Origin of the sequence: Streptomyces sp. NPDC048434, assembly GCF_043200375.1 — a bacterium.
Classification (GTDB): Bacteria; Actinomycetota; Actinomycetes; order Streptomycetales; family Streptomycetaceae; genus Streptomyces.
This window is the reverse complement of record NZ_JBICXQ010000047.1, coordinates 1-24,193: the sequence shown is the minus strand read 5'-3', so window position 1 is coordinate 24,193 and position 24,193 is coordinate 1. Positions and strand designations below refer to the sequence as shown.

The 24,193-nt window shown below is 70.7% G+C and carries 25 protein-coding genes; 16 read left to right on the top strand and 9 right to left on the bottom strand.

Features of this window, described 5'->3' with window-relative positions; translation table 11 throughout:
* Positions 1-265: 265 nt before the first annotated feature.
* Positions 266-970: a 3-oxoacyl-[acyl-carrier-protein] reductase gene (fabG, locus tag ACGFWI_RS36760; protein ID WP_393910424.1), complete on the top strand. Its 705-nt coding sequence runs from the start codon at positions 266-268 to the stop codon at positions 968-970.
* 5 nt (positions 971-975) lie between these two features.
* Positions 976-1,746 (top strand): enoyl-ACP reductase FabI, encoded by a 771-nt coding sequence (fabI, locus tag ACGFWI_RS36755; protein WP_327227208.1) that lies wholly within the window; start codon positions 976-978, stop codon positions 1,744-1,746.
* 96 nt (positions 1,747-1,842) lie between these two features.
* On the opposite strand, the gene ACGFWI_RS36750 is transcribed toward fabI, so the two are convergent.
* Entirely contained in the window at positions 1,843-2,526 is a 684-nt protein-coding gene (locus tag ACGFWI_RS36750) for a FadR/GntR family transcriptional regulator (protein ID WP_393910423.1), read from the bottom strand.
* Between the two features lie 145 nt (positions 2,527-2,671).
* Here ACGFWI_RS36750 and ACGFWI_RS36745 point away from each other — a divergent pair, with 145 nt between their 5' ends.
* The 4 genes from ACGFWI_RS36745 (at position 2,672) to ACGFWI_RS36730 (ending at position 5,157) form a co-directional block, all read left to right on the top strand.
* Entirely contained in the window at positions 2,672-4,003 is a 1,332-nt protein-coding gene (locus ACGFWI_RS36745; protein WP_393910422.1) for a CynX/NimT family MFS transporter, read from the top strand.
* 16 nt (positions 4,004-4,019) lie between these two features.
* Positions 4,020-4,136, top strand: a complete 117-nt coding sequence (locus ACGFWI_RS36740; protein ID WP_393910421.1) for an SGM_5486 family transporter-associated protein — start codon at positions 4,020-4,022, stop codon at positions 4,134-4,136.
* Positions 4,137-4,341: 205 nt separating this feature from the next.
* Positions 4,342-4,551: a hypothetical protein gene (locus tag ACGFWI_RS36735; RefSeq protein ID WP_393910420.1), complete on the top strand. Its 210-nt coding sequence runs from the start codon at positions 4,342-4,344 to the stop codon at positions 4,549-4,551.
* 87 nt (positions 4,552-4,638) lie between these two features.
* Positions 4,639-5,157 carry a SixA phosphatase family protein gene (locus ACGFWI_RS36730; RefSeq protein ID WP_393910419.1) on the top strand — a complete coding sequence of 173 codons (519 nt, stop codon included), beginning with the start codon at positions 4,639-4,641 and terminating at the stop codon, positions 5,155-5,157.
* 155 nt (positions 5,158-5,312) lie between these two features.
* Here the strand turns inward: ACGFWI_RS36730 and serB are convergent, their stop codons facing one another.
* Complete coding sequence (gene serB / locus ACGFWI_RS36725; RefSeq protein WP_393910418.1) at positions 5,313-6,560, bottom strand: phosphoserine phosphatase SerB; 1,248 nt, start codon at positions 6,558-6,560, stop codon at positions 5,313-5,315.
* A 552-nt stretch (positions 6,561-7,112) separates the two neighbouring features.
* On the opposite strand from serB, the gene ACGFWI_RS36720 reads away from it, so the two are divergent.
* A complete protein-coding gene (locus ACGFWI_RS36720; protein WP_393910417.1) occupies positions 7,113-9,704 on the top strand; it encodes an FHA domain-containing protein in 2,592 nt (863 codons plus the stop codon).
* Positions 9,705-9,797: 93 nt separating this feature from the next.
* On the opposite strand, the gene ACGFWI_RS36715 is transcribed toward ACGFWI_RS36720, so the two are convergent.
* From ACGFWI_RS36715 to ACGFWI_RS36705, 3 genes are all read right to left on the bottom strand, one after another.
* A complete protein-coding gene (locus ACGFWI_RS36715) occupies positions 9,798-10,628 on the bottom strand; it encodes a transglycosylase SLT domain-containing protein (protein ID WP_393910416.1) in 831 nt (276 codons plus the stop codon).
* Between the two features lie 552 nt (positions 10,629-11,180).
* Positions 11,181-12,317, bottom strand: coding sequence for an S-adenosylmethionine:tRNA ribosyltransferase-isomerase (locus tag ACGFWI_RS36710; protein WP_393910415.1), 1,137 nt, complete (start codon positions 12,315-12,317; stop codon positions 11,181-11,183).
* Positions 12,314-13,228: an SDR family NAD(P)-dependent oxidoreductase gene (locus tag ACGFWI_RS36705; protein ID WP_393910414.1), complete on the bottom strand. Its 915-nt coding sequence runs from the start codon at positions 13,226-13,228 to the stop codon at positions 12,314-12,316. The genes ACGFWI_RS36710 and ACGFWI_RS36705 overlap by 4 nt, the downstream gene beginning before the upstream one ends.
* Before the next feature lie 179 nt (positions 13,229-13,407).
* On the opposite strand from ACGFWI_RS36705, the gene ACGFWI_RS36700 reads away from it, so the two are divergent.
* From ACGFWI_RS36700 to ACGFWI_RS36685, 4 genes are all read left to right on the top strand, one after another.
* Positions 13,408-14,565, top strand: coding sequence for a GAF domain-containing sensor histidine kinase (locus tag ACGFWI_RS36700; protein ID WP_393910413.1), 1,158 nt, complete (start codon positions 13,408-13,410; stop codon positions 14,563-14,565).
* Positions 14,566-14,584: 19 nt separating this feature from the next.
* The gene (locus tag ACGFWI_RS36695) at positions 14,585-15,280 is read left to right on the top strand and encodes a response regulator (RefSeq protein ID WP_393910437.1); all 696 of its coding nucleotides are present in this window, start codon (positions 14,585-14,587) and stop codon (positions 15,278-15,280) included.
* Between the two features lie 193 nt (positions 15,281-15,473).
* Entirely contained in the window at positions 15,474-15,716 is a 243-nt protein-coding gene (locus tag ACGFWI_RS36690; protein WP_393910412.1) for a chaplin, read from the top strand.
* Between the two features lie 164 nt (positions 15,717-15,880).
* Complete coding sequence (locus ACGFWI_RS36685) at positions 15,881-16,126, top strand: chaplin (protein WP_393910411.1); 246 nt, start codon at positions 15,881-15,883, stop codon at positions 16,124-16,126.
* A gap of 103 nt (positions 16,127-16,229) precedes the next feature.
* Here ACGFWI_RS36685 and ACGFWI_RS36680 read toward each other — a convergent pair whose 3' ends face one another.
* Positions 16,230-17,045, bottom strand: coding sequence for a hypothetical protein (locus ACGFWI_RS36680; RefSeq protein ID WP_393910410.1), 816 nt, complete (start codon positions 17,043-17,045; stop codon positions 16,230-16,232).
* Positions 17,046-17,134: 89 nt separating this feature from the next.
* On the opposite strand from ACGFWI_RS36680, the gene ACGFWI_RS36675 reads away from it, so the two are divergent.
* The 4 genes from ACGFWI_RS36675 (at position 17,135) to ACGFWI_RS36660 (ending at position 20,377) form a co-directional block, all read left to right on the top strand.
* Positions 17,135-17,947 carry an ABC transporter ATP-binding protein gene (locus tag ACGFWI_RS36675; protein WP_393910409.1) on the top strand — a complete coding sequence of 271 codons (813 nt, stop codon included), beginning with the start codon at positions 17,135-17,137 and terminating at the stop codon, positions 17,945-17,947.
* Positions 17,948-18,089: 142 nt separating this feature from the next.
* Positions 18,090-18,503, top strand: a complete 414-nt coding sequence (locus tag ACGFWI_RS36670; RefSeq protein WP_393910436.1) for an NfeD family protein — start codon at positions 18,090-18,092, stop codon at positions 18,501-18,503.
* A gap of 101 nt (positions 18,504-18,604) precedes the next feature.
* Positions 18,605-19,543 (top strand): SPFH domain-containing protein, encoded by a 939-nt coding sequence (locus tag ACGFWI_RS36665; protein ID WP_393910408.1) that lies wholly within the window; start codon positions 18,605-18,607, stop codon positions 19,541-19,543.
* Positions 19,544-19,609: 66 nt separating this feature from the next.
* Entirely contained in the window at positions 19,610-20,377 is a 768-nt protein-coding gene (locus ACGFWI_RS36660; RefSeq protein WP_393910407.1) for a sulfite exporter TauE/SafE family protein, read from the top strand.
* A gap of 45 nt (positions 20,378-20,422) precedes the next feature.
* Here ACGFWI_RS36660 and ACGFWI_RS36655 read toward each other — a convergent pair whose 3' ends face one another.
* The 3 genes from ACGFWI_RS36655 to ACGFWI_RS36645 form a co-directional block, all read right to left on the bottom strand.
* On the bottom strand, positions 20,423-20,926 hold the full coding sequence (locus ACGFWI_RS36655) for an HNH endonuclease (RefSeq protein ID WP_393910406.1): 504 nt from the start codon (positions 20,924-20,926) through the stop codon (positions 20,423-20,425).
* Positions 20,927-21,347: 421 nt separating this feature from the next.
* A complete protein-coding gene (locus tag ACGFWI_RS36650; RefSeq protein ID WP_393910405.1) occupies positions 21,348-21,887 on the bottom strand; it encodes a YbhB/YbcL family Raf kinase inhibitor-like protein in 540 nt (179 codons plus the stop codon).
* A gap of 43 nt (positions 21,888-21,930) precedes the next feature.
* On the bottom strand, positions 21,931-22,713 hold the full coding sequence (locus ACGFWI_RS36645; RefSeq protein ID WP_393910404.1) for a sporulation protein: 783 nt from the start codon (positions 22,711-22,713) through the stop codon (positions 21,931-21,933).
* Between the two features lie 171 nt (positions 22,714-22,884).
* On the opposite strand from ACGFWI_RS36645, the gene ACGFWI_RS36640 reads away from it, so the two are divergent.
* Positions 22,885-23,535: a DNA-3-methyladenine glycosylase gene (locus tag ACGFWI_RS36640; protein ID WP_393910403.1), complete on the top strand. Its 651-nt coding sequence runs from the start codon at positions 22,885-22,887 to the stop codon at positions 23,533-23,535.
* Positions 23,536-24,193: the final 658 nt, after the last annotated feature.

The window sequence follows — 24,193 nt, the reverse complement described above, 5'->3', positions numbered from 1 at the left end:
CGCCTGCATCATGCCCTGCCGCGCGCCCGCGGCCCAGGGTGCGGCGGTGTGCGGCGCGAGAGTCGGCCATGGTGGCGCGGTGTGCCGGGTGCCGGTGCGACACGGCCTGTGGGGGCCGCCGGGGCGCGGGCTCCGGCGGTGGTTCTGTGGAGATCCCACAGTGACCGGCGCGCGTGCCTGTCTGTGCTGGATTCCACCTAAGGGCCCCGTGACCGATAGTTTCGTATCGAACGCAGGACGGACAGGAAACGGAAAGGGTGATCTCTTGAGCCGCTCGGTTCTGGTCACCGGAGGTAACCGCGGCATTGGCCTCGCCATTGCCCGTGCCTTCGCCGAGTCAGGCGACAAGGTCGCCATCACCTACCGCTCGGGCGAGCCGCCCGCGGGGTTTTTGGCCGTGAAGTGCGACATCACGGACAACGAGCAGGTCGAGCAGGCGTACAAGGAGATCGAGGAGAAGCACGGTCCGGTCGAGGTGCTGGTGGCCAACGCCGGCGTCACCCGTGACCAGCTGCTGATGCGGATGTCCGAGGAGGACTTCACCTCGGTCCTGGAGACCAACCTCACCGGCACGTTCCGGGTGGTCAAGCGCGCCAACCGGGCGATGCTGCGGGCCCGCAAGGGCCGGGTCGTGCTGATCTCGTCCGTGGTGGGCCTGACGGGCGCCGCGGGTCAGGCGAACTACGCCGCGTCCAAGGCCGGCCTGGTGGGCTTCGCCCGCTCGCTCGCCCGGGAGCTCGGCAGCCGCAACATCACCGTCAACGTCGTCGCTCCCGGCTTCGTCGACACCGACATGACCCGTGTGCTCACCGACGAGCAGCGGGAGAGCATCGTCAAGCAGGTGCCGCTCGCGCGGTATGCGCAGCCCGAGGAGATCGCCGCCTCGGTCCGCTTCCTGGCTTCCGACGAGGCCGCTTACATCACCGGAGCCGTCATTCCTGTCGACGGCGGATTGGGCATGGGTCACTGATCAGCATGAGTGGAATCCTTGCAGGCAAGCGCATCCTGGTCACGGGTGTGCTGACCGAGTCGTCGATCGCCTTCCAGGCGGCCAAGGTCGCGCAGAACGAGGGCGCCGAGGTCATCCTGACCGGCTTCGGCCGGCTCTCGCTCGTGGAGCGGATCGCCAAGCGGCTGCCCAAGCCCGCCCCGGTCATCGAGCTGGACGTCACCAACCAGGAGCACCTGGACGGGCTGGCCGACAAGATCCGCGAGCACCAGGGCGAGGGCGCCCGCCTCGACGGCATCGTGCACTCCATCGCCTTCGGCCCGCAGGGCGCCTTCAACTTCCTGGAGGCGGAGTGGTCGGACGTGGGCACCGCGGTGCAGGTCTCGGCGTACTCGTACAAGTCGCTGACCATGGCCTGCCTGCCGCTCATGGAGCACGGCGGCGCGGTCGTCGGTCTCACCTTCGACGCGCAGGTCGCCTGGCCGAAGTACGACTGGATGGGCGTGGCCAAGGCGGCGCTGGAGAGCACCAACCGCTACCTGGCGCGTGACCTGGGCGCGAAGAACATCCGCTGCAACCTGGTCTCGGCCGGCCCCATCAAGTCGATGGCCGCCAAGTCCATCCCCGGCTTCGAGGAGCTGGCGGACGTGTGGAACCACCGTGCCCCGATCGGCTGGGACCTGGCCGACCCGGAGCCGGCCGGCCGTGGCGTCGTCGGCATGCTGTCCGACTTCTTCCCGCGGACCACCGGCGAGATCGTGCACGTCGACGGCGGTGTGCACATGATGGGCGCCTGACGCCCACAGCGCCTGCTACTGCCCGTCCCGGTCCGCCGGGGCGGGCAGTACGCGTGTGCGGAGCATGCTGCCCGCCGGGGTGAGGTGGTCCGTGCGTCAGCCGCGCTGCGGGAGGACGGCCCGGCAGCCGAAGGGGTGGGCACTCGCCTCGGCGGCGGCCCGGTCGCCGTCGCCCGCACGGATCGCCTCCACCAGCCGGGCATGGTCCATGTGCGCCTCGGGCCGCAGCTCCTCGCCCACATCGGCCCGCAGGAAGTCGCGCAGCACGCCCCCGAGGTCGGCGTAGATCTCGGCCAGCACCTCGTTGTGCGAGGCCGCCACGATCGCCATGTGCAAGGTCGCGTCCGCCTCCACGAAGGCCTCCGCCGCGCCGGACTCCCAGGCCCGCTCGCGCCGCTCCAGGAGGGCGTCGATCTGCCGCAGGTCCTGCGCGGTGCGACGCTCGGCGGCGAGCCGTGCAGCCGATGCCTCCAGGGCGCTGCGCAGCTCGGCGACGTGTCCGGGCTCGGCCGCCGCGAACCGGCGGTTCATCACCCCGGCCAGCTCGCTGGTCGCCACCACGTAGGTGCCCGAGCCCTGCCGGATGTCCAGCAGCCCGTTGTGGGCCAGCGCCCGTACGGCCTCGCGGACGGTGTTGCGGGCCACCCCGAGCTGCTCGACGAGCGCCGGCTCGGTCGGGATGCGGGAGCCCACCGGCCACTCGCCGGACGTGATCTGGGCGCGCAGCTGCGCGATCACCTGGTCGGCCAGCGCGGACCGGCGGGGTGAGGTCAGAGGCATGGCTGCGCTCCGGGGTGCAGGGGACGACGGACAGCGGCGGTGCGGCGCCCGGCGGACCGCTCCGGCCCCCGGTGCCGGCCGGGACGGCAGAGCGTATCGACATCGACTGGACAAGCATTCATCCCATGATTCTATGATGGCGTCTATGGCAGACGACGACCTCGCGACCCTCGGCCCCGCCGCCGAGCCCCTCCCGACCCCCGCCGACCGGCCCGCCCACGGCGCCGGACAGCCGCAGCAGGGCCCTGGGGAAGCCCCGCAGGCACTCCCGGCAACCGGGCCGGCCGGCCGCTGGCTGCCGCGGATCGTGATCGCCGGTCTCGTCCTCGCCGCGCTCAACCTCCGCCCGGCCATCACCAGCCTCGGCGCGCTCCTGGAGGAGGTCCGTGACGGCCTCGGCATGAGCGGCACCGTCGCCGGCTTGCTGACCTCCGTACCCGCGCTGTGCTTCGCCGCCTTCGGCATCGCCGCACCCCGCCTGGCCAGGCGCTTCGGGCCCGGGGCGGTCGTCTGCGCCGGGATGGTCGCGATCACCGTGGGCGTCGCGGTGCGCCCGTACGCCGGCGGCATCGGCGGCTTTCTCGCCGCCAGCGCGCTCGCCCTGGCCGGTATCGCGGTCAGCAACGTCCTGATGCCGGTCGTCATCAAGAGCTGGTTCGCCGACCGGGTCGGCCCGATGACCGGGCTCTACTCCATGGCGCTGGCCCTGGGCACCTCGCTCGCCGCGGCGCTCACCGTGCCCATGACCGATGCGCTGGGCGGCAGTTGGCGGACCGGTCTGTCGGTGTGGGCGGCGCTCGCCGCGGTCGCCGTGCTGCCCTGGCTCGTTGTGGTCCGGCAGCGCAGGGCCGCCGCCGGACGGGCCACGGGCGCCGCGGCCCGCACCGCGGAAACCCCCGTACGGATCACCTCGTCACCCACGGCCTGGGCGCTGGCCGTCTTCTTCGGCCTGCAGGCCACCGCTGCGTACATCACGATGGGCTGGATGCCGCAGATCTTCCGCGACGCCGGGGTCTCGGCGGGTACCGCGGGGGTGCTGCTGGCGGTCACCATGGCGATGGGCGTCCCGCTGTCCTTCGTCCTGCCGCGGCTGGCGTCCCGGATGCGGCATCAGGGTCCGCTCGCGGTGCTGCTCGGCCTCTGCGGCCTGGCCGGCTACGCCGGGCTGTGGCTGGCACCGGCCGCCGGTGCCTGGGCCTGGGCGCTGCTGATGGGCATCTCCAACTGCGCTTTTCCGCTGGCCCTGACGATGATCGGGATGCGCTCGACCAGCTCCGCCGGGGTCGTCAAGCTCTCGGCCTTCGCGCAGAGCGTCGGCTATCTGATCTCCATCCCCGGACCGCTGCTGGTCGGCACGCTCTACCAGCACAGCGGTGGCTGGGGGCTGCCGATCGCCCTGATGGCCGGGCTGATGGTGCCGCAGATCGCGGTGGGTGTGCTGGCCGGCCGGGACCGCCGGATCGAGGACGAGGCCTGAGTGCGACACTGGGCGCATGCCAGTGCTCGAACCGAATCCGCAGGGCGGCCAGAAGAAGCTGCTCCTGGTCCTGGGCGTCATGCTCGGCGTGACCGTCGTCGTCGCGATCATCGCGAGTATCGCCGCGCCCTAAGGGCTGTCCCGGCCGAGGCCCGGCGGGGACGGGGTGGGGGTGGCCCCACCGTCCCCTAGGGGGCCTGCGTCAGGGGGAAGTGGGTGGCTTCCCGGATAGGAACGGCCGCCCGACATCCGTAGCTTCGAAGTGCACCGCACGCAGCGGTGGGCGCGCCGCAGCCCGCGGCCGCGCGGCCCTTCGATGCGCCACGGAGGCGATCCCCATGTCCGCCGCGTCCAGCCGGTCACCCGCAGCCAAGGCCTCCCGCCTGCGGATGCGGCTGCCGTGGTGGGCACTGGCCCTGCCGGTGGTCTCCTTCGCGGCCCTGCTGATGCTCGTCGCGAGCCCCGCCGAGGCGAGGGCCGCGGGTGCCCCGCAGGGCCTGGCCCCGCTGCTGGAACTGCTGGCCACGCTCGTGCGCGGCGGTGCCTGATGCCCGCCCGCGCCCGCGCCTCACCCCGCAGGGGGAGCACTTCAACACCCCGAGCCCCGCGCCGCCTTTCGTGCGAAGCTGGGACGCATGAGCGCCGATACACCCCGCCGGATTGTCCTTCTCCGACACGCCAAGGCCGAATGGTCGGAGACCAGCGATCATGAGCGTCCGCTCGCCGAGCGCGGCCGCAAGGATGCCCCGGTCGCCGGCCGCTGGCTGGCCGGAGCCGGGATCACCCCCGATCTGACCCTGTGCTCGACGTCAGCGCGCACCCGTGAGACATGGAAGCTCGCCGTCCATGAGCTCCCGCAGCGACCCAAGACCGTCTACGAGGAGCGGATCTACGAAGCTTCCCTGGGCGAGCTCATCGCGCTGCTGAACGAGACCTCGGACGACGTGACCGACCTGATGCTGGTCGGGCACAACCCCGGCGTGCACGCCCTCGCCGACGCGCTCTCCGGCGACGCCGAGGGCGATCTGCTGCCGCGGATGAACCGCAGCGGCTTCCCGACGGCCGCGCTGGCCGTGCTCGCCTTCAACGGCACCTGGAAGTCCCTCGAGCACGGCGTCGGACGCCTGGTCGCTTACTGGTCCCCGCACGAATGACCCCGGCGCCCTCGCGCGCGCGGCGTGCGGGGAAGCGCTACGGACACAAGAGGGCCCCGGCAGCGGTGTGCCGGGGCCCTCTCGTGCGCCGGGCGGTGCTCCGTCGGGCGGTTCTGCGTGCCGCGGCCGTGCCTGAGCCGGCCGGGCCGGGCGGCTCATCCGACGTGGGTGTCCGCCGCCTCGACCTCTTCGCGGGTGATGCCCAGCAGATACAGCACGGTGTCCAGGAACGGCACATTCACCGCGGTGTGCGCGGCCTCCCGCACCACCGGCTTGGCGTTGAAAGCGACACCGAGCCCGGCCGTGTTGAGCATGTCGAGGTCGTTGGCGCCGTCCCCGATCGCCACGGTCTGCGCGAGCGGCACCCCGGCCTGCTGCGCGAACTCCCGCAGCAGCCGCGCCTTGCCGGCCCGGTCCACGATGTCACCGGTGACCCGGCCGGTGAGCTTCCCGTCGACGATCTCCAGGGTGTTGGCCGAGGCGAAGTCCAGCCCCAGCTCCTCCTGGAGCGCGTCGGTGACCTGCGTGAACCCGCCGGATACGACGCCGACTTGATAGCCGAGCCGCTTGAGGGTCCGTACCAGGGTTCGGGCCCCGGGGGTGAGCCGTACCTCCTTGCGTACGGCCTCGACCACGGAGGCGTCGAGCCCGCCGAGCAGCTCGACCCGGGCGTGCAGCGACTGCTCGAAGTCCAGCTCCCCGCGCATCGCGGCGGCGGTGACCTCGGCGACCTCGGCCTCACAGCCGGCGTGCGCCGCGAACAGCTCGATGACCTCGTCCTGGATGAGCGTCGAGTCGACATCCATGACGACCAGCCGCTGCGCCCGGCGCTGCAGCCCGGCCGCCACCACCGCGACATCCACCCCGAGCCGTGCGGCCTCGGGGGCCAGCACGCTGCGCAGTGCGTCGGTCGCCGCACCGGACACCGCGAACTCGACGGCGGTCACCGGATACTTGGCGAGCCGGAAGATGCGGTCGATGTTGCCGCCGGTGGCGGTTATGGCGGCGGCGATCGCGGCGGCGGTCTCCGCGGTGAGCGGATGTCCCAGCACGGTGACATGCGAACGTCCGGTGCCGCGCGGACGGTTGTCGCCGCGGCCGGAGATGATCTCCGCCTGGAGGTTCAGCGACTCGGCCCAGCTGTGCACGGTGGCCCGCAGGTCACCCTCGGAGGAGCCGGTGGAGCCCTCGGCGGGGGAGGGGGCGGTGACCAGCGCGCACAGGGTGATGCGTCCCCGGGTCACCATCTGTTCGATGTCCACGACATCGACGGAGTAGGCAGCGAGGGTGTCGAAGAGACCTGCGGTGATGCCGGGCCGGTCCTTCCCGAAGATCTTCACGAGGAGGGTCGGTACGTCATCGCCCGGTACGGCGGTGGCAGGCGGGATCTGCGATGCGCTCATGGTGCCCTTACGGTAACCGCCGGGCGCTCGCGTCCGTACGGGTGTCCGGGGTTCGGACCGGCGCGGCCCCGTTCCGCCGCGCCGGAGCCCCTCGCTCCTGGCCCCCGGCGCCCCCGTCGATCGTTATGGAGTCGTGTCCGGCGCGCCTCGCACCGCCCGACCAGGGCATCTGCTCCGGTGCGCCAACCCCCTTGCCGGGGCGACGGGTTCGGCATGATGACGGAACGCAACCACGGCGGACCGCGCTACCGGTCAGGTATTTGTCCGCTTCATCCCATCATGCGGCCTCGAACGCGGACGTGCACGACATCGTCGGCGGGCTGTGCCGCCCCCGACGGAACCCGGTCCGCCCGGTACACCCGTAATCCGGTGATCCTTGCCCATCCATGGGTTCTTTCCGTGCTCCGGGGGAGTTTGACGGGCGCCGGGACAGGCCTCTTGCACCCCGGTCCCGTCCCGGTTTCCGGTCGGAGGGCCGAGCCTGAAATAGTTCCTCACGATGTTCGCCATCCCTAGACTTCCCATACAGGGCGTCACTCGGGGGACTATGTAATGGGGCATGGAGTGCCTGAACTCGTACTCGAATTGAACGGAAGGACCTGGACGCTCGATCCGTCCCGGTCCTACAACGTGGGCCGTGATCCGCAGGGCGACATGGTGCTCGACGACGCCAGGGTCTCCTGGCGGCACGCCACCGTGCGCTGGGCCGGTCGCGGCTGGATCATCGAAGACCAGGGGAGTACCAACGGCACGTACGTCCGGGGCCAGCGGATCCACCAGGTGGAGATCGGCCCCGGCTCGACCGTGCATCTGGGCAACGCCACCGACGGTCCCCGGGTGACCCTGTCCGCCGGGGCGCCGGCCGCCGACGCCTTCAGCGCGCAGCCCGCCATGGCGCCGCAGCAGCAGGCCGCCCAGGGGTGGCAGGCGCCGCCCGCGCACCAGCCGCCGGGCCGGCAGCAGCCGCCGGCCCAGCAGGGCTGGCAGGCCCCGCCGCAAGCCCAGCAGCCGCCGTACGTCCCGCCACAGCAGGCCCAGCCTCCGCAGGCACAGCAGCCTTCGCAGGCCGTGCCCCCGCAGCAGGCCCGGCAGCCCGAGCAGCGCCCCGCCCAGCAGGCGGACGGCACGCCGGTCCACGGCGACCGCAGCCCGACCACGTTCCACCGCCTCGACACCGGCCGGGTGATGCGCATCGGCCGTGCGCTGGAGAACGAGCTGGTCGTCTCCGACCTCCAGGTCTCCCGCCACCACGCCGAGTTCCGTGCCACCCCCGACGGCCGTTTCGAGATCCATGACCTCGGCAGTCACAACGGCACGTACATCAACGGCCAGCCGGTCCCCAAGTCCGGCAAGGCGCCGGTCGGCCCGAACGACATCATCGGTGTCGGTCACTCCACCTTCCGGCTGGTCGGCGACCGCCTGGAGGAGTTCGTCGACACCGGCGAGGTCTCCTTCTCGGCCCGCCATCTCACGGTCACCGTCGACGGCGGCAAGCAGATCCTCAAGGACGTCTCCTTCGGTGTCCCCGAGAAGTCGCTGGTCGCGGTCATCGGCCCCTCCGGCTCCGGTAAGTCGACGCTGCTCAAGGCGCTGACCGGCTACCGCCCCGCCAACCAGGGCGATGTCCTCTACGACAACCGGAACCTCTACAAGCAGTTCGCCGAACTGCGCCAGCGCATCGGTCTGGTCCCGCAGGACGACATCCTGCACAAGGAGCTGACCGTCCAGAAGGCGCTCAAGTACGCGGCCAAGCTCCGCTTCCCCGGTGACACCGCGGAGTCCGAGCGCGAGGCCCGGATCGGCGAGGTGCTGCGCGAGCTCAAGCTCGACATCCACAAGGACAAGAAGGTCACCTCGCTCTCCGGCGGCCAGCGCAAGCGGGTGTCGGTGGCACTGGAGCTGCTCACCAAGCCGTCGCTGATCTTCCTGGACGAGCCGACCTCCGGTCTCGACCCGGGCATGGACCGCGACGTCATGCAGCTGCTGCGCGGCCTCGCGGACGACGGCCGTACGGTCCTGGTCGTCACGCACTCGGTGGCCGAACTCGCGCTGTGCGACAAGCTGCTGGTGATGGCCCCGGGCGGCGGCGTGGCCTACTTCGGCCCGCCCGAGGAAGCGCTCAACTTCTTCCAGTACGACACCTGGGCGGACGTCTTCTCGGCGTTCGAGAACTACCGCGACTACGACTGGATGGGGCGCTGGCGCGGCTCCCCGCACTACCAGATGTACGCCGCGGACATCGACGCCGTCGCCCCGCAGTCGGTCAATGTCCAGGTGCCGCAGGCCCGGACGCACAAGTCCCAGAGCTGGGGCTCACAGCTGTGGACCCTGATGCGCCGCTATGTCTCGGTGCTCGCCTCCGACCGGGGCTTCCTGGGCCTGATGGTGATCCTGCCCGCGGTGCTCGGTGTGGTCTCGATGCTGATCCCCAGCGATTACGGCCTCGGCTACGGCCCGATAGCCAAGGGCCGCACCAACCGCGACGCCAGCACCATCATGCTGATCCTCGCGGTCGGCATGTGCTTCTCGGGTGCCGCCAACTCGGTCCGTGAACTCATCAAGGAGCGGGTCATCTACGAGCGCGAACGGGCCACCGGCCTGTCGCGGTCGGCGTATCTGATGTCCAAGGTGATCGTGCTCGGCGTGGTCACGGCCATTCAGGGCGTGATCATCGCGGTGATCGGTTTCTGCACCCGGAACATGCCCACCGAGGGCCTCGTCGTGGCGAAGGCCCCGGCGATCGAGATGGCACTGGCGATCATCGCGCTCGGCTTCACCTCGATGATGTTCGGCCTGGTCATCTCCTCGTTGGTCAAGACGGCCGAGAAGACCATGCCGCTGCTGGTCATGTTCGCCATCGTCCAGGTCGTCTTCACCGGCGTGCTCTTCCAGCTCTTCGACACCGTGGGCGTCGCGCAGTTCGCCTGGCTGATGCCCTCGCGCTGGGCCGTCGCCGCGATGGGCGCGACCGCCGATATGAACACGCTCCTGCCGTGGGAGCCGGGCAACCCGGACCCGCTGTGGAAGCACCAGACCGGCGTCTATGTGATGGACATGATCATTCTGATCGCCCTGGGCGTCGCGCTCGCCTTCGTCGTCGCACGACTGCTGCGCCGCCACGAGCCCGAGGTCATGCGCAAGTAGCGCACGCACCGCACCGCACGCCCGAGGGGCGGCACCCGGGACCGGGTGCCGCCCCTCGGCGGTGTGCGACTGCGGACTGTCCGAACCAGCGGCTCAGTACGCCGAGTTGACGTTGTCCATCGAGCCGTACTTGTCGGCCGCGTAGTTGCAGGCGGCGGTGATGTTGGCGACCGGGTCGTAGGCGTTCCAGGAGGTGCCTTCGACGTGGTACGCCTTGAAGGTCGGGGCGATCACCTGGAGCAGGCCCTTGGACGGGACGCCGTTGATGGCGTTGATGTCCCAGTTGTTGATGGCCATCGGGTTACCGCTGGACTCGCGCATGATGTTGCGGTGGATGCCGTTGTAAGAGCCGGGGATGCCCTTCTTGGCCATGATGTGCAGCGACTCGCGGATCCAGCCGTCCAGGTTGTCCGGGTAGGTCTTCGCCACCGGCTTGGCCACCGGCTTCGCGACGGGCTTCGCCACGGGCTTCACGACCGGCTTCGCGACGGGCTTCGCGGCGACCGGCTTCACGGCCGGCTTCGCGGCGGCGGGGACCGCGGCGCGCACGGCGGACCGGTCCGCGGCAGCCTTCGCCGCGCGTGCCTTCTCGGCCTTGGCCTTCGCTATGGCGGCGGCCTTCGCCTTGGCGGCCTTCTCGACCGCGACCTTCTTGGCGGCGGCCTCGGCCTTGCCCTGGGCGGCGGAGTTGTCGGCCTGCTTGGCGATCGTCGCCTGCTGGGCCTGGGCGGCGGTACCGACCGCGCTGAAGGCGACCGGCTTCACGTTCTCGACAGCGGCGGCCTGGGTCTTGCCCTGATCGGCGTCGGCACCCGGAACGGCGGTGAGGACCAGAGCTGCGGCACCGGCTGCGGCGACACCGGCGACGGAGAGCTTGTGCGTCCGGGTCAGGCGGTGGAGACCAGAATTGGCGTGCTTAGGCATGGCGGGACGGACCTTCCGATGGGGGGACGACGCACGGGCCCAGAGCGGTGGCGAACGCCGTAGTTCCGATCACGGCGCCGAGCGACGAGAGCCATTCTTAGCGGCAGGAAATTCCCCCGGCAAAGGTGCGACATACGATCCGAGTTAGTGGAACCAGGGTGCTGGATATTGCATCCGGAATAGGACTTTCCCAGCTCACGCAGTATTGGGGGGTCCACTAACCCGGCTCGTAAGTGACCTGCGTCCTATGCGCGGCGTCACACTGCGAAGAAGTTTGTCTCGCCGGACGTAATTGCAAATGCACAGTCCGTATGCGTCAGAACTCCACCTTGCGTCGGTAGAGCGACTCGCGGGATCACCTCAGGCACTTCGCATTCCGGGACCCGAGGGTCCACCGGAATCACCGCGCGCCTTCGCGCCGGCGCCAGCTCCGGTTCCTCCTGGCGGCCGCTCCAGGTCTTCCCGGCGGAACCGCACCGGGCGGGCGTCCAGCGCCTCGCCGAGTGCGGCACCCACCGCGTTCCGGACCCGGTCCGGGGCCGGAGCCGGACCTCAGTCCGGCAGCACGAGATGCAGATCGCCGAATTCATGCCACAGATAGCGCCGCTGCACCGCCGCAGCGTAGGCGCGACCCAGCACCTCCCCGTCCGCCACCGCCTCCAGCATCAGCAGATGGGAGGCGGTGGGCTCGTGCAGCCCGGTGAGCAGGCCGTCCACCGCCCGCACCCCGCGCTCCGGCGTCACCACGAGTTCCGTCCAGCCGGCCGCGGCCCGCACCCGCCCGTCCCTGCCGGTCGCCGACTCCAGGGCCCGTACGGCCGTGGTCCCCACCGCCACGATCCGCCCGGCCGGGGCGCCCCGCGCCGGACGGTGCCGCCGTGCCGCCGCCCTGCGCCGGGCCCGCGCGGCGTTCACCAGCCACGCCGTGGCCGGCGGCACCATGAACCGCTCCGCATACGGCGGCTCGAACGCCTCCGCCGAGGCGACCCCCGTATGCAGCGAGATCGGCGCGAACTGCACGCCCCTGCTGACCAGCCGCGCCACCAGCGCGGCGGTGAAGGGCCGGGCGGCACTCGGCATCTCCGCGCTGCCGGCGCCGGGGGAGTCCACCGCGAACACCGTCTGGTACGCGGCCAGCGGCTGATCCCGGTCCGTGTAGCCGTAGCGGATCGGCCGCCCGTGGCGCCGCATCAGCTCGGGCACCTCCGCGCCCGCCACCCGCGCCCACCACAGCCGTGCGCCCCCGGGGTCCAGCGGGGCCTCCAGCAGCAGCCGCGCCCCGCCGGGCAGCCGCACCACCGTGCCGGCCGGGCCGCCCGCCCGGGGCCGGGTGCTGCCCCGGCCGTCCGGACTCCGCAGCTCCACCGCCCAGCAGCCGTCCGCCGTCCGTCCCGCCGGGTGCCACCGGTCCGCCCGCGTCGAGAAGTGCACCACCACCGGCTCGCCACGCCCCCGGCTGTCCCCGACCCGGCCGTCCACCGCGGCCGGCAGCGTCCGCGAGGTGTTCACCACCAGCACATCCCCGGCCGTCAGCAGATCCGGCAGCTCGCCGAAGTCATGATGGCCGACCTCGGCCGCGCCCCGGCTCACCATCAGCCGTACGGCATCCCGGCCCAGGCCCGGCCCCCGCTGCTCGGCCGGAATCCCGGCCGACAGCTCCTCCGGGACCTGCAGCGCCTCCGCAATCACCGCGGGCCCGCCCCGTCGGCGGCGGCCGCCCCGGCCGCCGCGTGGTACCGCCCGCTGGGGGCCTTGCCGTCCAGCAAGCGCAGCAGCCCGGGGACCACCGTCGCGGGCAGCGGCCGGCCGGCGTCGTCGTCGTCCGGTACGGCGGCCGCGTACAGACCCGTCCGCATATCGCCCGGGTCCACCCACCACACCCGCAGCCCCGGCTCCTCCACCGCGAGCACCGCCGACTGCTGGTCCAGTGCCGCCTTCGCCGCCCCGTAGCCGCCCCAGGTCGGGTACGCCTCGACGGCCGCGTCCGAGCTGATGTTGAGAACTGCCCCACCCGCCGTGACGTCTGTCCCATTCGCCCCGATAGCTGCAGAATCTATCCCTTCATAAGGGGGCGAATCGGACGATCCGGCATTTCGGGCATTCTCGATGTAAGGGTGTGAATCGTACGCCTTGCCATTTCCGGCATCCCCTATAAAAGGAGCGTTCCCTATATAAGGGGTGTCTTCCTCATACGAGGGCAGGTAGGAGGAAGTACGCAAGAGCGGCAAAGCCTCCTGGATAAGTCCGAGCGGTGCCACCACATTCACCTCCAGCGCCGCCCGCAGCCCGTCCAGCGGATGGTCCGCCAGCCGCACCAGCGGCTCGGCCCCCAGCGCGCTCGCGTTGTTCACCAGCAGATCGAGCCCGCCCAGCCCACCGGCCGCGGCCACCAGCGCCGCCCGGTGCCCGCCGTCCGTCACATCCCCGGGCAGGGCGACCACCCGCACCCCCGCCCCGCGCAGCTCCCGCGCCGCGTCCGCCAGCGGCCCGGCCGACCTGGCGTCCACGACCAGATCCCAGCCCCGTTCGGCCAGCGCTGCGGCGAGCGCCCGGCCCAGCCCCTTCGATGCCCCCGTGATGATCGCCACCGGCATGATCACGTCCCCTTCCGGTCCGGGCCGGGATCCCGGCCTCGCCCTCACCGTAGGAACACCGCCGCCCCGCGGACGTCGGGCGCCGGACCGGCCATGGCCAGGGCATTCGGCCTAGGCCGGTGGGTGTAGGCGGCGGCCGTCATCGGACCGATACGGCCTGGTCGCCCCGCCGGTACGGTGATGCCATGACCAACGGACCGGGAGCCGGGATCCCCGCGGTGAGCACCGCGATCCTGGCGATGAGCAGGCATCTGGAGGTGCGCGACGTCCTCAAGACGATCGTGGCCTCGGCCCGCGAGCTGCTGGACGCCGAGTACGCCGCCCTGGGTGTGCCCGACGACCACGGCGGCTTCGCCCAGTTCGTGGTGGACGGCGTCAGCCCCGAGCAGTGGAAGGCCATCGGCCCGCTGCCCCGCCAGCACGGCATCCTCGCCGCGATGCTGCACCACGCCACCCCCGAGCGGCTCGCCGACGTCCGTGCGGACCCGCGCTTCGGCGGCTGGCCGGCGGCGCACCCGGACATGTCCGACTTCCTCGGCCTGCCGGTCGCCGACGGCGACGAGATCCTCGGCGCCCTCTTCCTGGCCAACAAGCGCTGCCCCGAGCCCCCTCCGTCCCACGGGGGCGGCTGCCGCTTCACCGAGGAGGACGAGCGGCTGCTCGGGATACTCGCCCAGCACGCCGCCATCGCGCTGACCAACGCCCGCCTCTACGAGCGCAGCCGCGAGCTGACCATTGCCGGGGAGCGCGCCCGGATCGCCCACGAGCTGCACGACGCGGTCGCCCAGAAGCTCTTCTCGCTCCGCCTCACCGCCCAGGCCGCCACCGCCCTGGTCGACCGTGATCCGGAGCGCGCCAAGGACGAGCTGCACCAGGTCGCCGCGCTGGCCGCGGAGGCCGCCGACGAACTGCGGGCCGCCGTCGTCGAACTGCGGCCCGCCGCCCTGGACGAGGACGGCCTGGCCGCCACCCTGCGCTCCCAGGCCCAGGTCCTGGACCGAGCCCACTCCGCGCGCGTCACCTTCGCGGCCCACTGCGTCCGGGCGCTGCCGGCCTCCCAGGAGGAGGCGATGCTCCGGGTCGCCCAGGAGGCGCTGCACAACGCCCTGCGGCACTCCGGCGCCGGCCATGTCGAGGTGACCCTCACCCGCAACGGCCAGGGCGCGCTGCTGCGGGTCGCCGACGACGGCTGCGGTTTCGACCCCGGCACAGTCCGCCGGGCCGGCCGCCACCTGGGCCTGGTCTCCATGCGTGACCGCGCAAGCGGCGTCGGCGGGAAGCTCACCGTGGAATCGGAGCCCGGTAAGGGCACCACTGTCGAGATGGAGGTGCCCGGTGGCTGACAAGGACAGGGGCGGTGCGATGGGGATCCCCCGGGACGAAGCAGGGGCGGGCTCCGGGCGGCGGACGTCCGGCGGCGGACAGGCGATCCGCGTGCTGCTCGTCGACGACCACCAGGTCGTGCGCCGTGGGCTGCGGACATTCCTTGAGGTCCAGGACGACATCGAGGTGGTGGGCGAGGCCTCCGACGGCGCCGAGGGCATCGCCGCCGCCGAGGAGCTGCGCCCGGACGTCGTCCTGATGGACGTCAAGATGCCCGGCATGGACGGCATCGAGGCGCTCCGCAGGCTGCGCGAACTGGAAAACCCCGCCCGGGTGCTGGTGGTCACCAGCTTCACCGAACAGCGCACCGTCGTCCCGGCGCTGCGCGCGGGCGCGGCCGGCTATGTCTACAAGGACATCGACCCGGAGGCGCTGGCCGGCGCCATCCGCTCCGTCCACGCGGGCCATGTCCTGCTGCAGCCCGAGGTGGCCGGCGCACTGCTCACCCAGGAAGAGAACAACAGCGGCCAGGGGCGCGGGACTTCCCTCACCGACCGCGAGCGCGAGGTGCTCGGCCTGATCGCGGACGGCCGCTCCAACCGCGAGATCGCCCGTGCGCTGGTGCTGTCCGAGAAGACCGTCAAGACCCATGTCTCCAACATCCTCATGAAGCTCGACCTCGCCGACCGGACACAGGCCGCGCTGTGGGCCGTACGGCACGGCATCGGGGCCTGATCGCCCGTACGGGAGCGCCGGTGTACCACGGTGCTCCCGTACGGCGATGACGCAACCGGAACGTCGTCTTCAGATCCGAGATTCATACTGTCGTGTAGCTGTAGCCCATTCGGCGTATCCCTTCTCGGTCCCTGCCGTTGTCCAGTGCAGTCGTGGCGGCTGGCCACGGCAACGGCAACGAGGAGCTACAGAAGTGAAGAACATCAAGCGCGCAGCGGTCCTCACCATGGTGGCGAGCGGTCTCGCCCTTGCGGGCACCGGTGTCGCCTCCGCCCACTCCCCGCAGGCGCAGGGCGGCGCGGTGCACTCCCCGGGCATCGTCTCCGGCAATGTCATCCAGGCCCCGGTGCACGTCCCCGTGAACGCCTGCGGCCTCACCGTCACCGCCGTCGGCGCGCTCAACCCCACCTTCGGCAACCCCTGCGCCAACTTCTGAGCGCAGGCCGCCCGCAGGACCCCGTCTGACCCGCGCGACGCCATGGTCCGCGCGGGTCGGGCCCGACCGGCACCGTCACCCCTTCGACGCGCGGCCGGTCCCCTCCCTCCGCCATCGTCTTTCCGGTTTCCGGCTCTGTGCCGCCACGTGAGGAACACGCCCCCATGAACACCGCCAAGAAGGCCGCCCTCGTCCTCGCCGCCACCGGGATCGCCCTCGGTGCGGCTACCGGATCCGCCTTCGCGACCAGTGGCGCGCAGGCCGACGGCACGGCCACGCTTTCCCCCGGCATCGGCTCGGGCAACCTCGCCCAGGTCCCCGTGCACGTGCCCGTGAACGCCACCGGCAACACCGCCACCGTCATCGGTGCGCTCAACCCCGCCTTCGGCAACTTCACCGCGAACAACTGAGGTTGTCCGAGCCGGGCTGAACAGCTTGCCTGCCCAGAGCTGTCCGGCCCCGTTCGGCGAGGGCCCCGTCGACCACACAATGGTCCGGCGGGGCCTACTCCGTTCACCCCCGGTGCCGCTCCCTCTCCTCCACCGCGGAGTTGTACGCCGCCACCTGCGCCCGCCGGGCCGTACGCTCCACCGGCCGCAGCGCCTCGGCGCGGGCCGCGATCTCGGACGAACTCACCGCCGCACCGTGCTCCCTGCCGTCCCCGCCGGCCTGTTGCGCGATATCGATGAGCGCACCGACGCGCTGCGCCAGCTCCAATACCCGCACCGCACGCGGCGGGTACCCGGGAGCCAGCACCTGCCGGCCGGCCTCGGCCCGCGCCCGGTACGCCTCCAGCGCCGCCTGCGCCACGGGGCCGGCCCCGGCCACATCCAGCTTCGAGAGCAGCTCGGTCGCGTCCCGCAGCGCCTCCGCCAGCTCCCGCTCGGCCTCGCCCAGCGACGGCACATCGGCCGGCGGCGCGTCCCGTACCGGCAGACAGCGCCAGACCACCTCCACATGCACATCGGGTCCGGCACCACCCTCCGGCCCGGCCTCGTACCTCTCCGGAATCAGCCCCAGTCCGGCTCCCGAGGCGAGCACCGCCTCCTCGGCCTCCAGCGCCCGCGCGTTGAATTCGGGCGGCCCGCACAGCCCCAGCGGATGTCCGGGCACCGGCAGGGCCACCCGCAGGCCGGTCGCCCCCAGCGTCCGCAGCCGCCCCAGCGCGAGCGTCAGCCCGACCTGCGCCTCCTCCCCGGGCAGGCCCTCCACGCGGTGCACCGCATCGTCGTCCGCGATCCGATGCGCGGCTTCATCAGGTGAGACAAGTCCGGCCAAAAGGGCATTTCCCCATGCCGCAAGCCGTCCTGAACGTGGTTCATCGAGCATGCTCCCCAGCCTAGGGAAGAGCACTGACATTGAGTGGCGTAGGTTTGCAGGGGGCTGCGCCTACAGGTGTACGCGACGACCGAGAAGCAATGGGAGACAACGCGCTCATGAGCGATGTGCTGGAGCTGGTGGACGTATCCGTGGTCCGCGAGGGACGGGCTCTGGTGGACCAGGTCTCCTGGTCGGTGAAGGAGGGCGAGCGCTGGGTGATCCTCGGCCCCAACGGCGCCGGCAAGACCACCCTGCTGAATGTCGCCTCCAGCTACCTCTTCCCGACCTCCGGCAGCGCGTCGATCCTCGGCGAGCAGCTCGGCAAGGTCGACGTCTTCGATCTGCGCCCGCGCATCGGTATCGCCGGCATCGCGCTGGCCGACAAGCTGCCGCGCAGCCAGACCGTCCTGCAGACCGTGCTCACCGCCGCGTACGGCATGACGGCCAGCTGGCAGGAGAACTACGAGGACATCGACGAGCAGCGGGCCCGCGCCTTCCTCGACCGCCTCGGCATGACCGCGTATCTCGACCGGAAGTTCGGCACCCTCTCCGAGGGCGAGCGCAAGCGCACCCTGATCGCCCGCGCCATGATGACCGACCCGGAGCTGCTCCTGCTGGACGAGCCGGCCGCCGGTCTCGACCTCGGCGGCCGCGAGGACCTGGTGCGCCGCCTCGGCCGCCTCGCCCGCGACCCGTACGCCCCCTCGATGATCATGGTCACCCACCATGTCGAGGAGATCGCCCCGGGCTTCACCCACGTCCTGATGATCCGTCAGGGCAAGGTGCTGGCCGCCGGCCCCCTCGAACTCGAGCTGAACTCCAGCAACCTCTCCCACTGCTTCGGTCTCCCGCTGATCGTCGAGCGCAACGGAAACGACCGCTGGACCGCGCAGGGCCTGCCCCTGACCTGACGGTCCGACCGCCACCCTCAAGGAGCCTCCGGGGTTCTGTCCGGGGGATCCCCGTCGCGGCACCGCGTGCTTCCCCTCACTGACCGATCGCGCCCTGTCCCGGGCCGCCGCACGGATCTACCATGAAGCCGTGGATCCATGGGTGTGGTGGCTGATCGCCGCCGTAGGGCTGGGTATTCCTCTCGTCGTGACCGCGATGCCCGAATTCGGGATGCTCGCGGTCGGCGCCGTCGCCGGTGCCGTCACTGCGGGCCTCGGTGGCGGCACCGTCCTGCAATTCCTCGTGTTCGCCGCCGTATCGGTGGCGCTGATCGCTGTCGTACGCCCCCTCGCCAACCGCCACCGCGGCCAGAGCCCCCAACTGGCGTCCGGCATCGACGCGCTCAAGGGCAAGACCGCCACGGTCCTGGAGCGGGTCGACGGCGGAGTCGGCGGCCGTATCAAGCTCGCCGGCGAGGTCTGGTCCGCCCGCTCCCTCGACGGCAGTCAGGTCTACGAGCCCGGCCAGCAGGTCGACGTCGTCGAGATCGAAGGCGCCACCGCCGTCGTCATCTGACCCGAACACGCTGCGCGACGAGCCACGACTCTGAAAGACTGATCAACGGCAAGCCGGTCACCGGCCGGCACGGACCAGCAACGAAGGGCACGGGAGCCGCTGTGGAACCGATCATCATCGTCCTGATCATCCTGGTGGTGCTCGTGTTCATCGCACTCATCAAAACGATCCAGGTCATCCCGCAGGCGAGCGCCGCCATCGTCGAACGCTTCGGCCGCTACACCCGCACCCTCAACGCGGGCCTGAACATCGTCGTCCCGTTCATCGACTCCATCCGCAACCGCATCGACCTCCGCGAACAGGTCGTGCCGTTCCCGCCGCAGCCGGTGATCACCCAGGACAACCTGGTCGTGAACATCGACACCGTCATCTACTACCAGGTGACCGACGCCCGTGCCGCGACCTACGAGGTCGCCAGCTACATCCAGGCCATCGAGCAGCTCACCGTCACCACCCTGCGGAACATCATCGGCGGCATGGACCTCGAACGGACCCTGACCTCCCGCGAGGAGATCAACGCGGCGCTGCGCGGCGTCCTCGACGAGGCCACCGGCAAGTGGGGCATCCGCGTCAACCGCGTCGAGCTCAAGGCCATCGAGCCGCCGACCTCCATCCAGGACTCGATGGAGAAACAGATGCGCGCCGACCGTGACAAGCGCGCCGCCATCCTCCAGGCCGAAGGTGTCCGGCAGTCCCAGATCCTCACCGCCGAGGGTGAGAAGCAGTCCTCGATCCTGCGCGCCGAAGGTGAGGCCAAGGCCGCGGCCCTGCGCGCCGAGGGCGAAGCCCAGGCGATCCGGGTGGTCTTCGAGTCGATCCACGCCGGGGACCCGGACCAGAAGCTGCTCTCCTACCAGTACCTCCAGATGCTCCCGAAGATCGCCGAGGGCGACGCCAACAAGCTCTGGATCGTGCCCAGCGAGATCGGCGACGCCCTCAAGGGCCTCGGCGGCGCCCTCGGCAACTTCGCCCCGCCGACCGGCGGCGGCTCCATCCCCAAGCCCAGCTCGCCGAACCGCGAAGCGCCCCCCATCGACTGACACGGCCGGCCCCCTGGTGCATGATCGGGCGGAACCGTACCGATCATGCACCAGGGGGGAATCCGCGTGACCATCTGGGAAGCCGTCGCTGTCCTCGCCGCCGGAATCGGCGCCGGGACGATCAACACCGTCGTCGGGTCCGGCACCCTGATCACCTTCCCGGTGCTGCTCGCCTTCGGTCTGCCACCCGTCACGGCCAACGTGTCCAACACCCTTGGCCTGGTGCCCGGTTCCCTCAGTGGCGCCATCGGCTACCGCCGCGAACTCGTCGGCCAGCGCCGCCGGATCCTCCGCTTCGGCCTCACCGCCCTCGTCGGCGGTCTGGCCGGCGCGATGCTGCTTCTCGCTCTGCCCTCCAAGGCCTTCGACACGATCGTCCCCGCTCTGATCGCGATCGCGCTCGTACTCGTCATCGCCCAGCCCAAGCTGGCCGCCGCGCTCCGCGCCCGCCGCGAGCGCACCGGCACCACCGCCCACCGCGACGGCGGCATCGCCCTGCTGGTCGGGCTGCTCTTCGCCAGCGCCTACGGCGGCTACTTCGGCGCCGCCCAAGGGGTGCTCTACCTCTCCTTGATGGGCCTGCTGCTCCACGACGACCTGCAGCGCATCAACGCCCTCAAGAACGTCCTCGCCGCGATCGTCAACGGCGTCGCCGCGGTCTTCTTCCTCTTCGTCGCACACTTCGACTGGGCTGCCGTCGGCCTGATCGCGGTCGGCTCCACCGTCGGCGGCCAGCTCGGCGCGAAGGTGGGCCGCCGTCTGCCGCCCACCGCCCTGCGCGCCGTCATCGTCGTCGTCGGCCTGCTGGCCATCACCCAACTCCTCCTCAAATAAGGCGAGTCGGGTGACGGCCCGGACGGCAGGCGGGCCGGGCCCGCGCTACGCAGGCAGCGCCAGCCACTCCGGCAGCCCGTCCCGCACCGACACTCCCAGCGTCGACAGCAGCGCATCCGCCGGCGTCGGCTCGAACGGCCGCCGCAGCAGATCCATCCCCGCCTGCTCGGGCGTACGGTCCGCCTTGCGGTGGTTGTCCTCCGCACACGAGGCGACGGTATTCAGCCAGGTGTCCTCACCGCCGTGCGACCGCGGCACGACATGGTCCACGGTCGTCGCCCGGCGCCCGCAGTACGCACACCGGTGCTGGTCACGCACCAGCACACCCCGACGCGACCATGGCGCCCGTCTTCGGAACGGCACCCGTACGTACCTGCTGAGCCTGATCACCTGCGGCACCGGTATGTCCACCGAAGCGGCACGGATCCGCAGACCCGGGTGAGCGTGCTCGACGACTGCTTTGTCCTGCATGACCAGCACCACCGCACGTCGCAGCGACACCGTTGACAGCGGCTCGAAGCTCGCATTCAGCACCAGCGTCTCGCGCATCCCGTCCACCTCCCGGACCCGCTTCGCCCCCGCGGCGAAGCTGCTCCACTGTGCAGCGGCAGGTATTCCCCGAACAACGCAATTTCCGCATGCCACAAGGGAAATGGCGGACGATCGGCAGATGAAAAGGGAGTGATCGGCGGCGCCTCACGGGCCGCGAAAAGAGTGCGCTCCGGGTCCCACCCCCGTGAAATACGCGAGACCCGGAGCGACGGCAGCCGGCGAGGACACCCGACACAAGTCCGGGCTCCGCATGGGGGCACCTTCCATGCCTTGACGACATGGGGGAGGCGGGCGACACACCTGCGCCCCGCCGCTCCCGCCACTGCGGTACCTGCTGCCCGACGCCCTTCTTACGGGGCGGCGGCACGGGAACCACTCTGCGTGCGAGAAGCGCCGGGGCGCAACGGAATTACGGCGCTCAGCCCGCCGCGGGCACCTCGTACTCGGCGATCAGCTGGGCCCGCCCGAGCGTGTGGAACCGCAGATTGAAGCCCACCACCGCGGGCGAGGCCTCGCCATCCGGACCGAGCTTCTCCTGGTCCACCGCGTACACCGTGAACACATAGCGGTGCGGACCGTCCCCGGGCGGCGGCGCGGCGCCCCCGAAGTCCCGGGTGCCGTAGTCGTTACGGACATGCACGGCGCCCTCGGGCAGCCCCTTCATGTCCCCGGACCCGGCACCGGCCGGCAGCTCCGTCACCGATGCCGGAATGTCGAACAGCGACCAGTGCCAAAAACCACTGCCCGTCGGCGCGTCCGGGTCGTAGCAGGTGACGGCGTAGCTCCTCGTCCCCGCGGGTGCCCCCTCCCACCGCAGCTGCGGTGAACGGTTCCCCTCGGCGAAGACCTGCTCCGGCCGCAGCGTCCCGCCCGGCTCCACCTCGTCGCTCAGCACCGTGAACTCCGGCACCGGCGGATGGAAATCGTGCGGGAGCGGCCGCCGCTTCAGCTCGGACACTGCAACACCTCCTGGTCGCTTGCTGACACCTTGTCCGGCCAGGTTAGAGCCAGTTCCGCTTACCGCCGACCTCCGCCAGCCACTGGTTGAGGTAACCCGCCCAGTCGGTCCCCTCGAAGTCGTTCAGCCCGACCGTGAACGACCGGTAGGTGTCCGACCCCTCGCTGAACAGCCCCGGCTTCTTGTCCATCTCCAGGACGACGTCCATCTCCCGGTCGTCCGCCACGAACGACAGCTCGACCTGGTTCAGCCCGCGGTACTGCTGCGGCGCATGGAACTCGATCTCCTGGTAGAACGGCAGCCGCTGCCGCGTCCCCCGGATGCGCCCCTGCTCCAGGTCGGCGGCCTTGAACCGGAACCCGAGCCGCCCGAACGCATCCAGGATCGCCTGCTGCGCCGGCAGCGGGTGCACGCTCACCGGGTCGAGGTCACCGGAGTCCACCGCACGGGCGATCGCCAGCTCCGTCGTTACCCCGACGTTCATCCCGTGCAGATGCGTCCCCAGGAATGTGGTGATCGGCGTCTCCCACGGAATCTCCAGCCCGAACGGCACGGTGTGCGCCGCACCCGGCTGCACCGCGAAGGCACCGCCCACCTGCACCTTGGTGAACTCGATGTTCCGCTTGTACTCCTCGTCGCCGCTCTCGACCTCGACGCGCGCCTGCAGTCCGACGGACAAACCCTGGATGTCCTGGGCCACGGACCCGCCCTGGATCCGCACCTCGCCCTGTACGACCCCACCGGGGACGACGTTCTCCTCAAAGAGCACCGTCTCCACGGACGCACCTCCGGCGCCCAGGCTCGCCAGCAGCTTCTTGAATCCCATGCTCGTCCTCCCCAGGCGGAACCGCCTGTGCTGTGTATTGCACGCCGAGCTCTCGGCTTGATTCCTACGAACGCGAAACCGTACGACGCGGTTCCACGGGCCACACCTTCCCAACCCCGAGGTCCCCATGGCCAGCCGCCCTCCCAAACGGCTGCACTACTCTCGGTCCGCATGACCGACGTACCGGAACGTATGCCGCTCACCCACGACTTCTTCGACCGTCCCGTTGTGGACGTGGCCCCCGACCTGCTGGGCCGCATCCTCCGCCGCAACACCCCCGACGGTCCGATCGAACTCCGGCTCACCGAGGTCGAGGCGTACGACGGCGAGACCGACCCCGGCTCGCACGCCTACCGGGGCCGCACCGCACGCAACGCCACCATGTTCGGCCCGCCCGGCCATGCGTACGTCTACTTCATCTACGGGATGTGGTTCAGCCTCAACACGGTCTGCGGCTCCGAGGACAAGGCGAGCGGTGTCCTCCTGCGCGCCGGCGAGATCCTCACCGGCGCGCAACTGGCAGCCGGCCGCCGCCCCAAGGCCCGCAGCGCCAAAGAACTGGCCCAGGGCCCGGCCCGCCTGGCCACCGCCCTCGACATCGACCGCACCCTCGACGGCACCGACCTGTGCACCGGCGGCACCGCCCCGCTCTCCGTACTGCACGGCCGCCCGCCCGCTCCCGAGCTGGTCCGCAACGGCCCGCGCACCGGCGTCGGCGGCGCCGGTGCCGACCACCCCTGGCGCTACTGGATCGCAGACGACCCCACCGTCAGCCGCTACCGGCCCCACGTCCCCCGACGCCGCACCACCACCGCTACTTGACTCTGTATCGCGAACCGCCTAACGTAGCCCGAGCCGCTGGAGACGGGCAGCGCTATTTGCGCAGACCGCCAGGCGGCACAACCAACTACTCCGATCGGTTCCCTAACGGGTCCAATTTCGCGTTGCCGAAATTCGGTCCAGCCGCCTCGATTATGAGTCGCCAGGGAAAACCGCTAAAGTAGTAACCACGCCGAAAGGGCAGCAGTGAATAACTGCTCCGAGGCGGACCTCCGACGGAAATCGGAACCGGAATCGAAACGAAACCGGATCTGGTAGAGTCGGAAACGCGAAGAAGCCGAAAGGCGGAAACGCACCGGCGAAAATCGGGCCCGCAAGGATCTGATAGAGTCGGAAACGCAAGACCGAAGGGAAGCGCCCGGAGAGCCTGGTGAAACAGGCACAAAGGAAGCGTCCGTTCCTTGAGAACTCAACAGCGTGCCAAAAGTCAACGCCAAATATGTTGATACCCCGTCCACCTCGGTGGATGAGGTTCCTTTGAAAGTCCATCCCGCCCATGTGGTGCGGATGGCACACACAGCGAGGACGCTGTGAACGACCGGACCTATTCCGTCTGGTTGTTCCGCTCTCGTGTGTGTTTCACCCGATTACGGGTAAACATTCACGGAGAGTTTGATCCTGGCTCAGGACGAACGCTGGC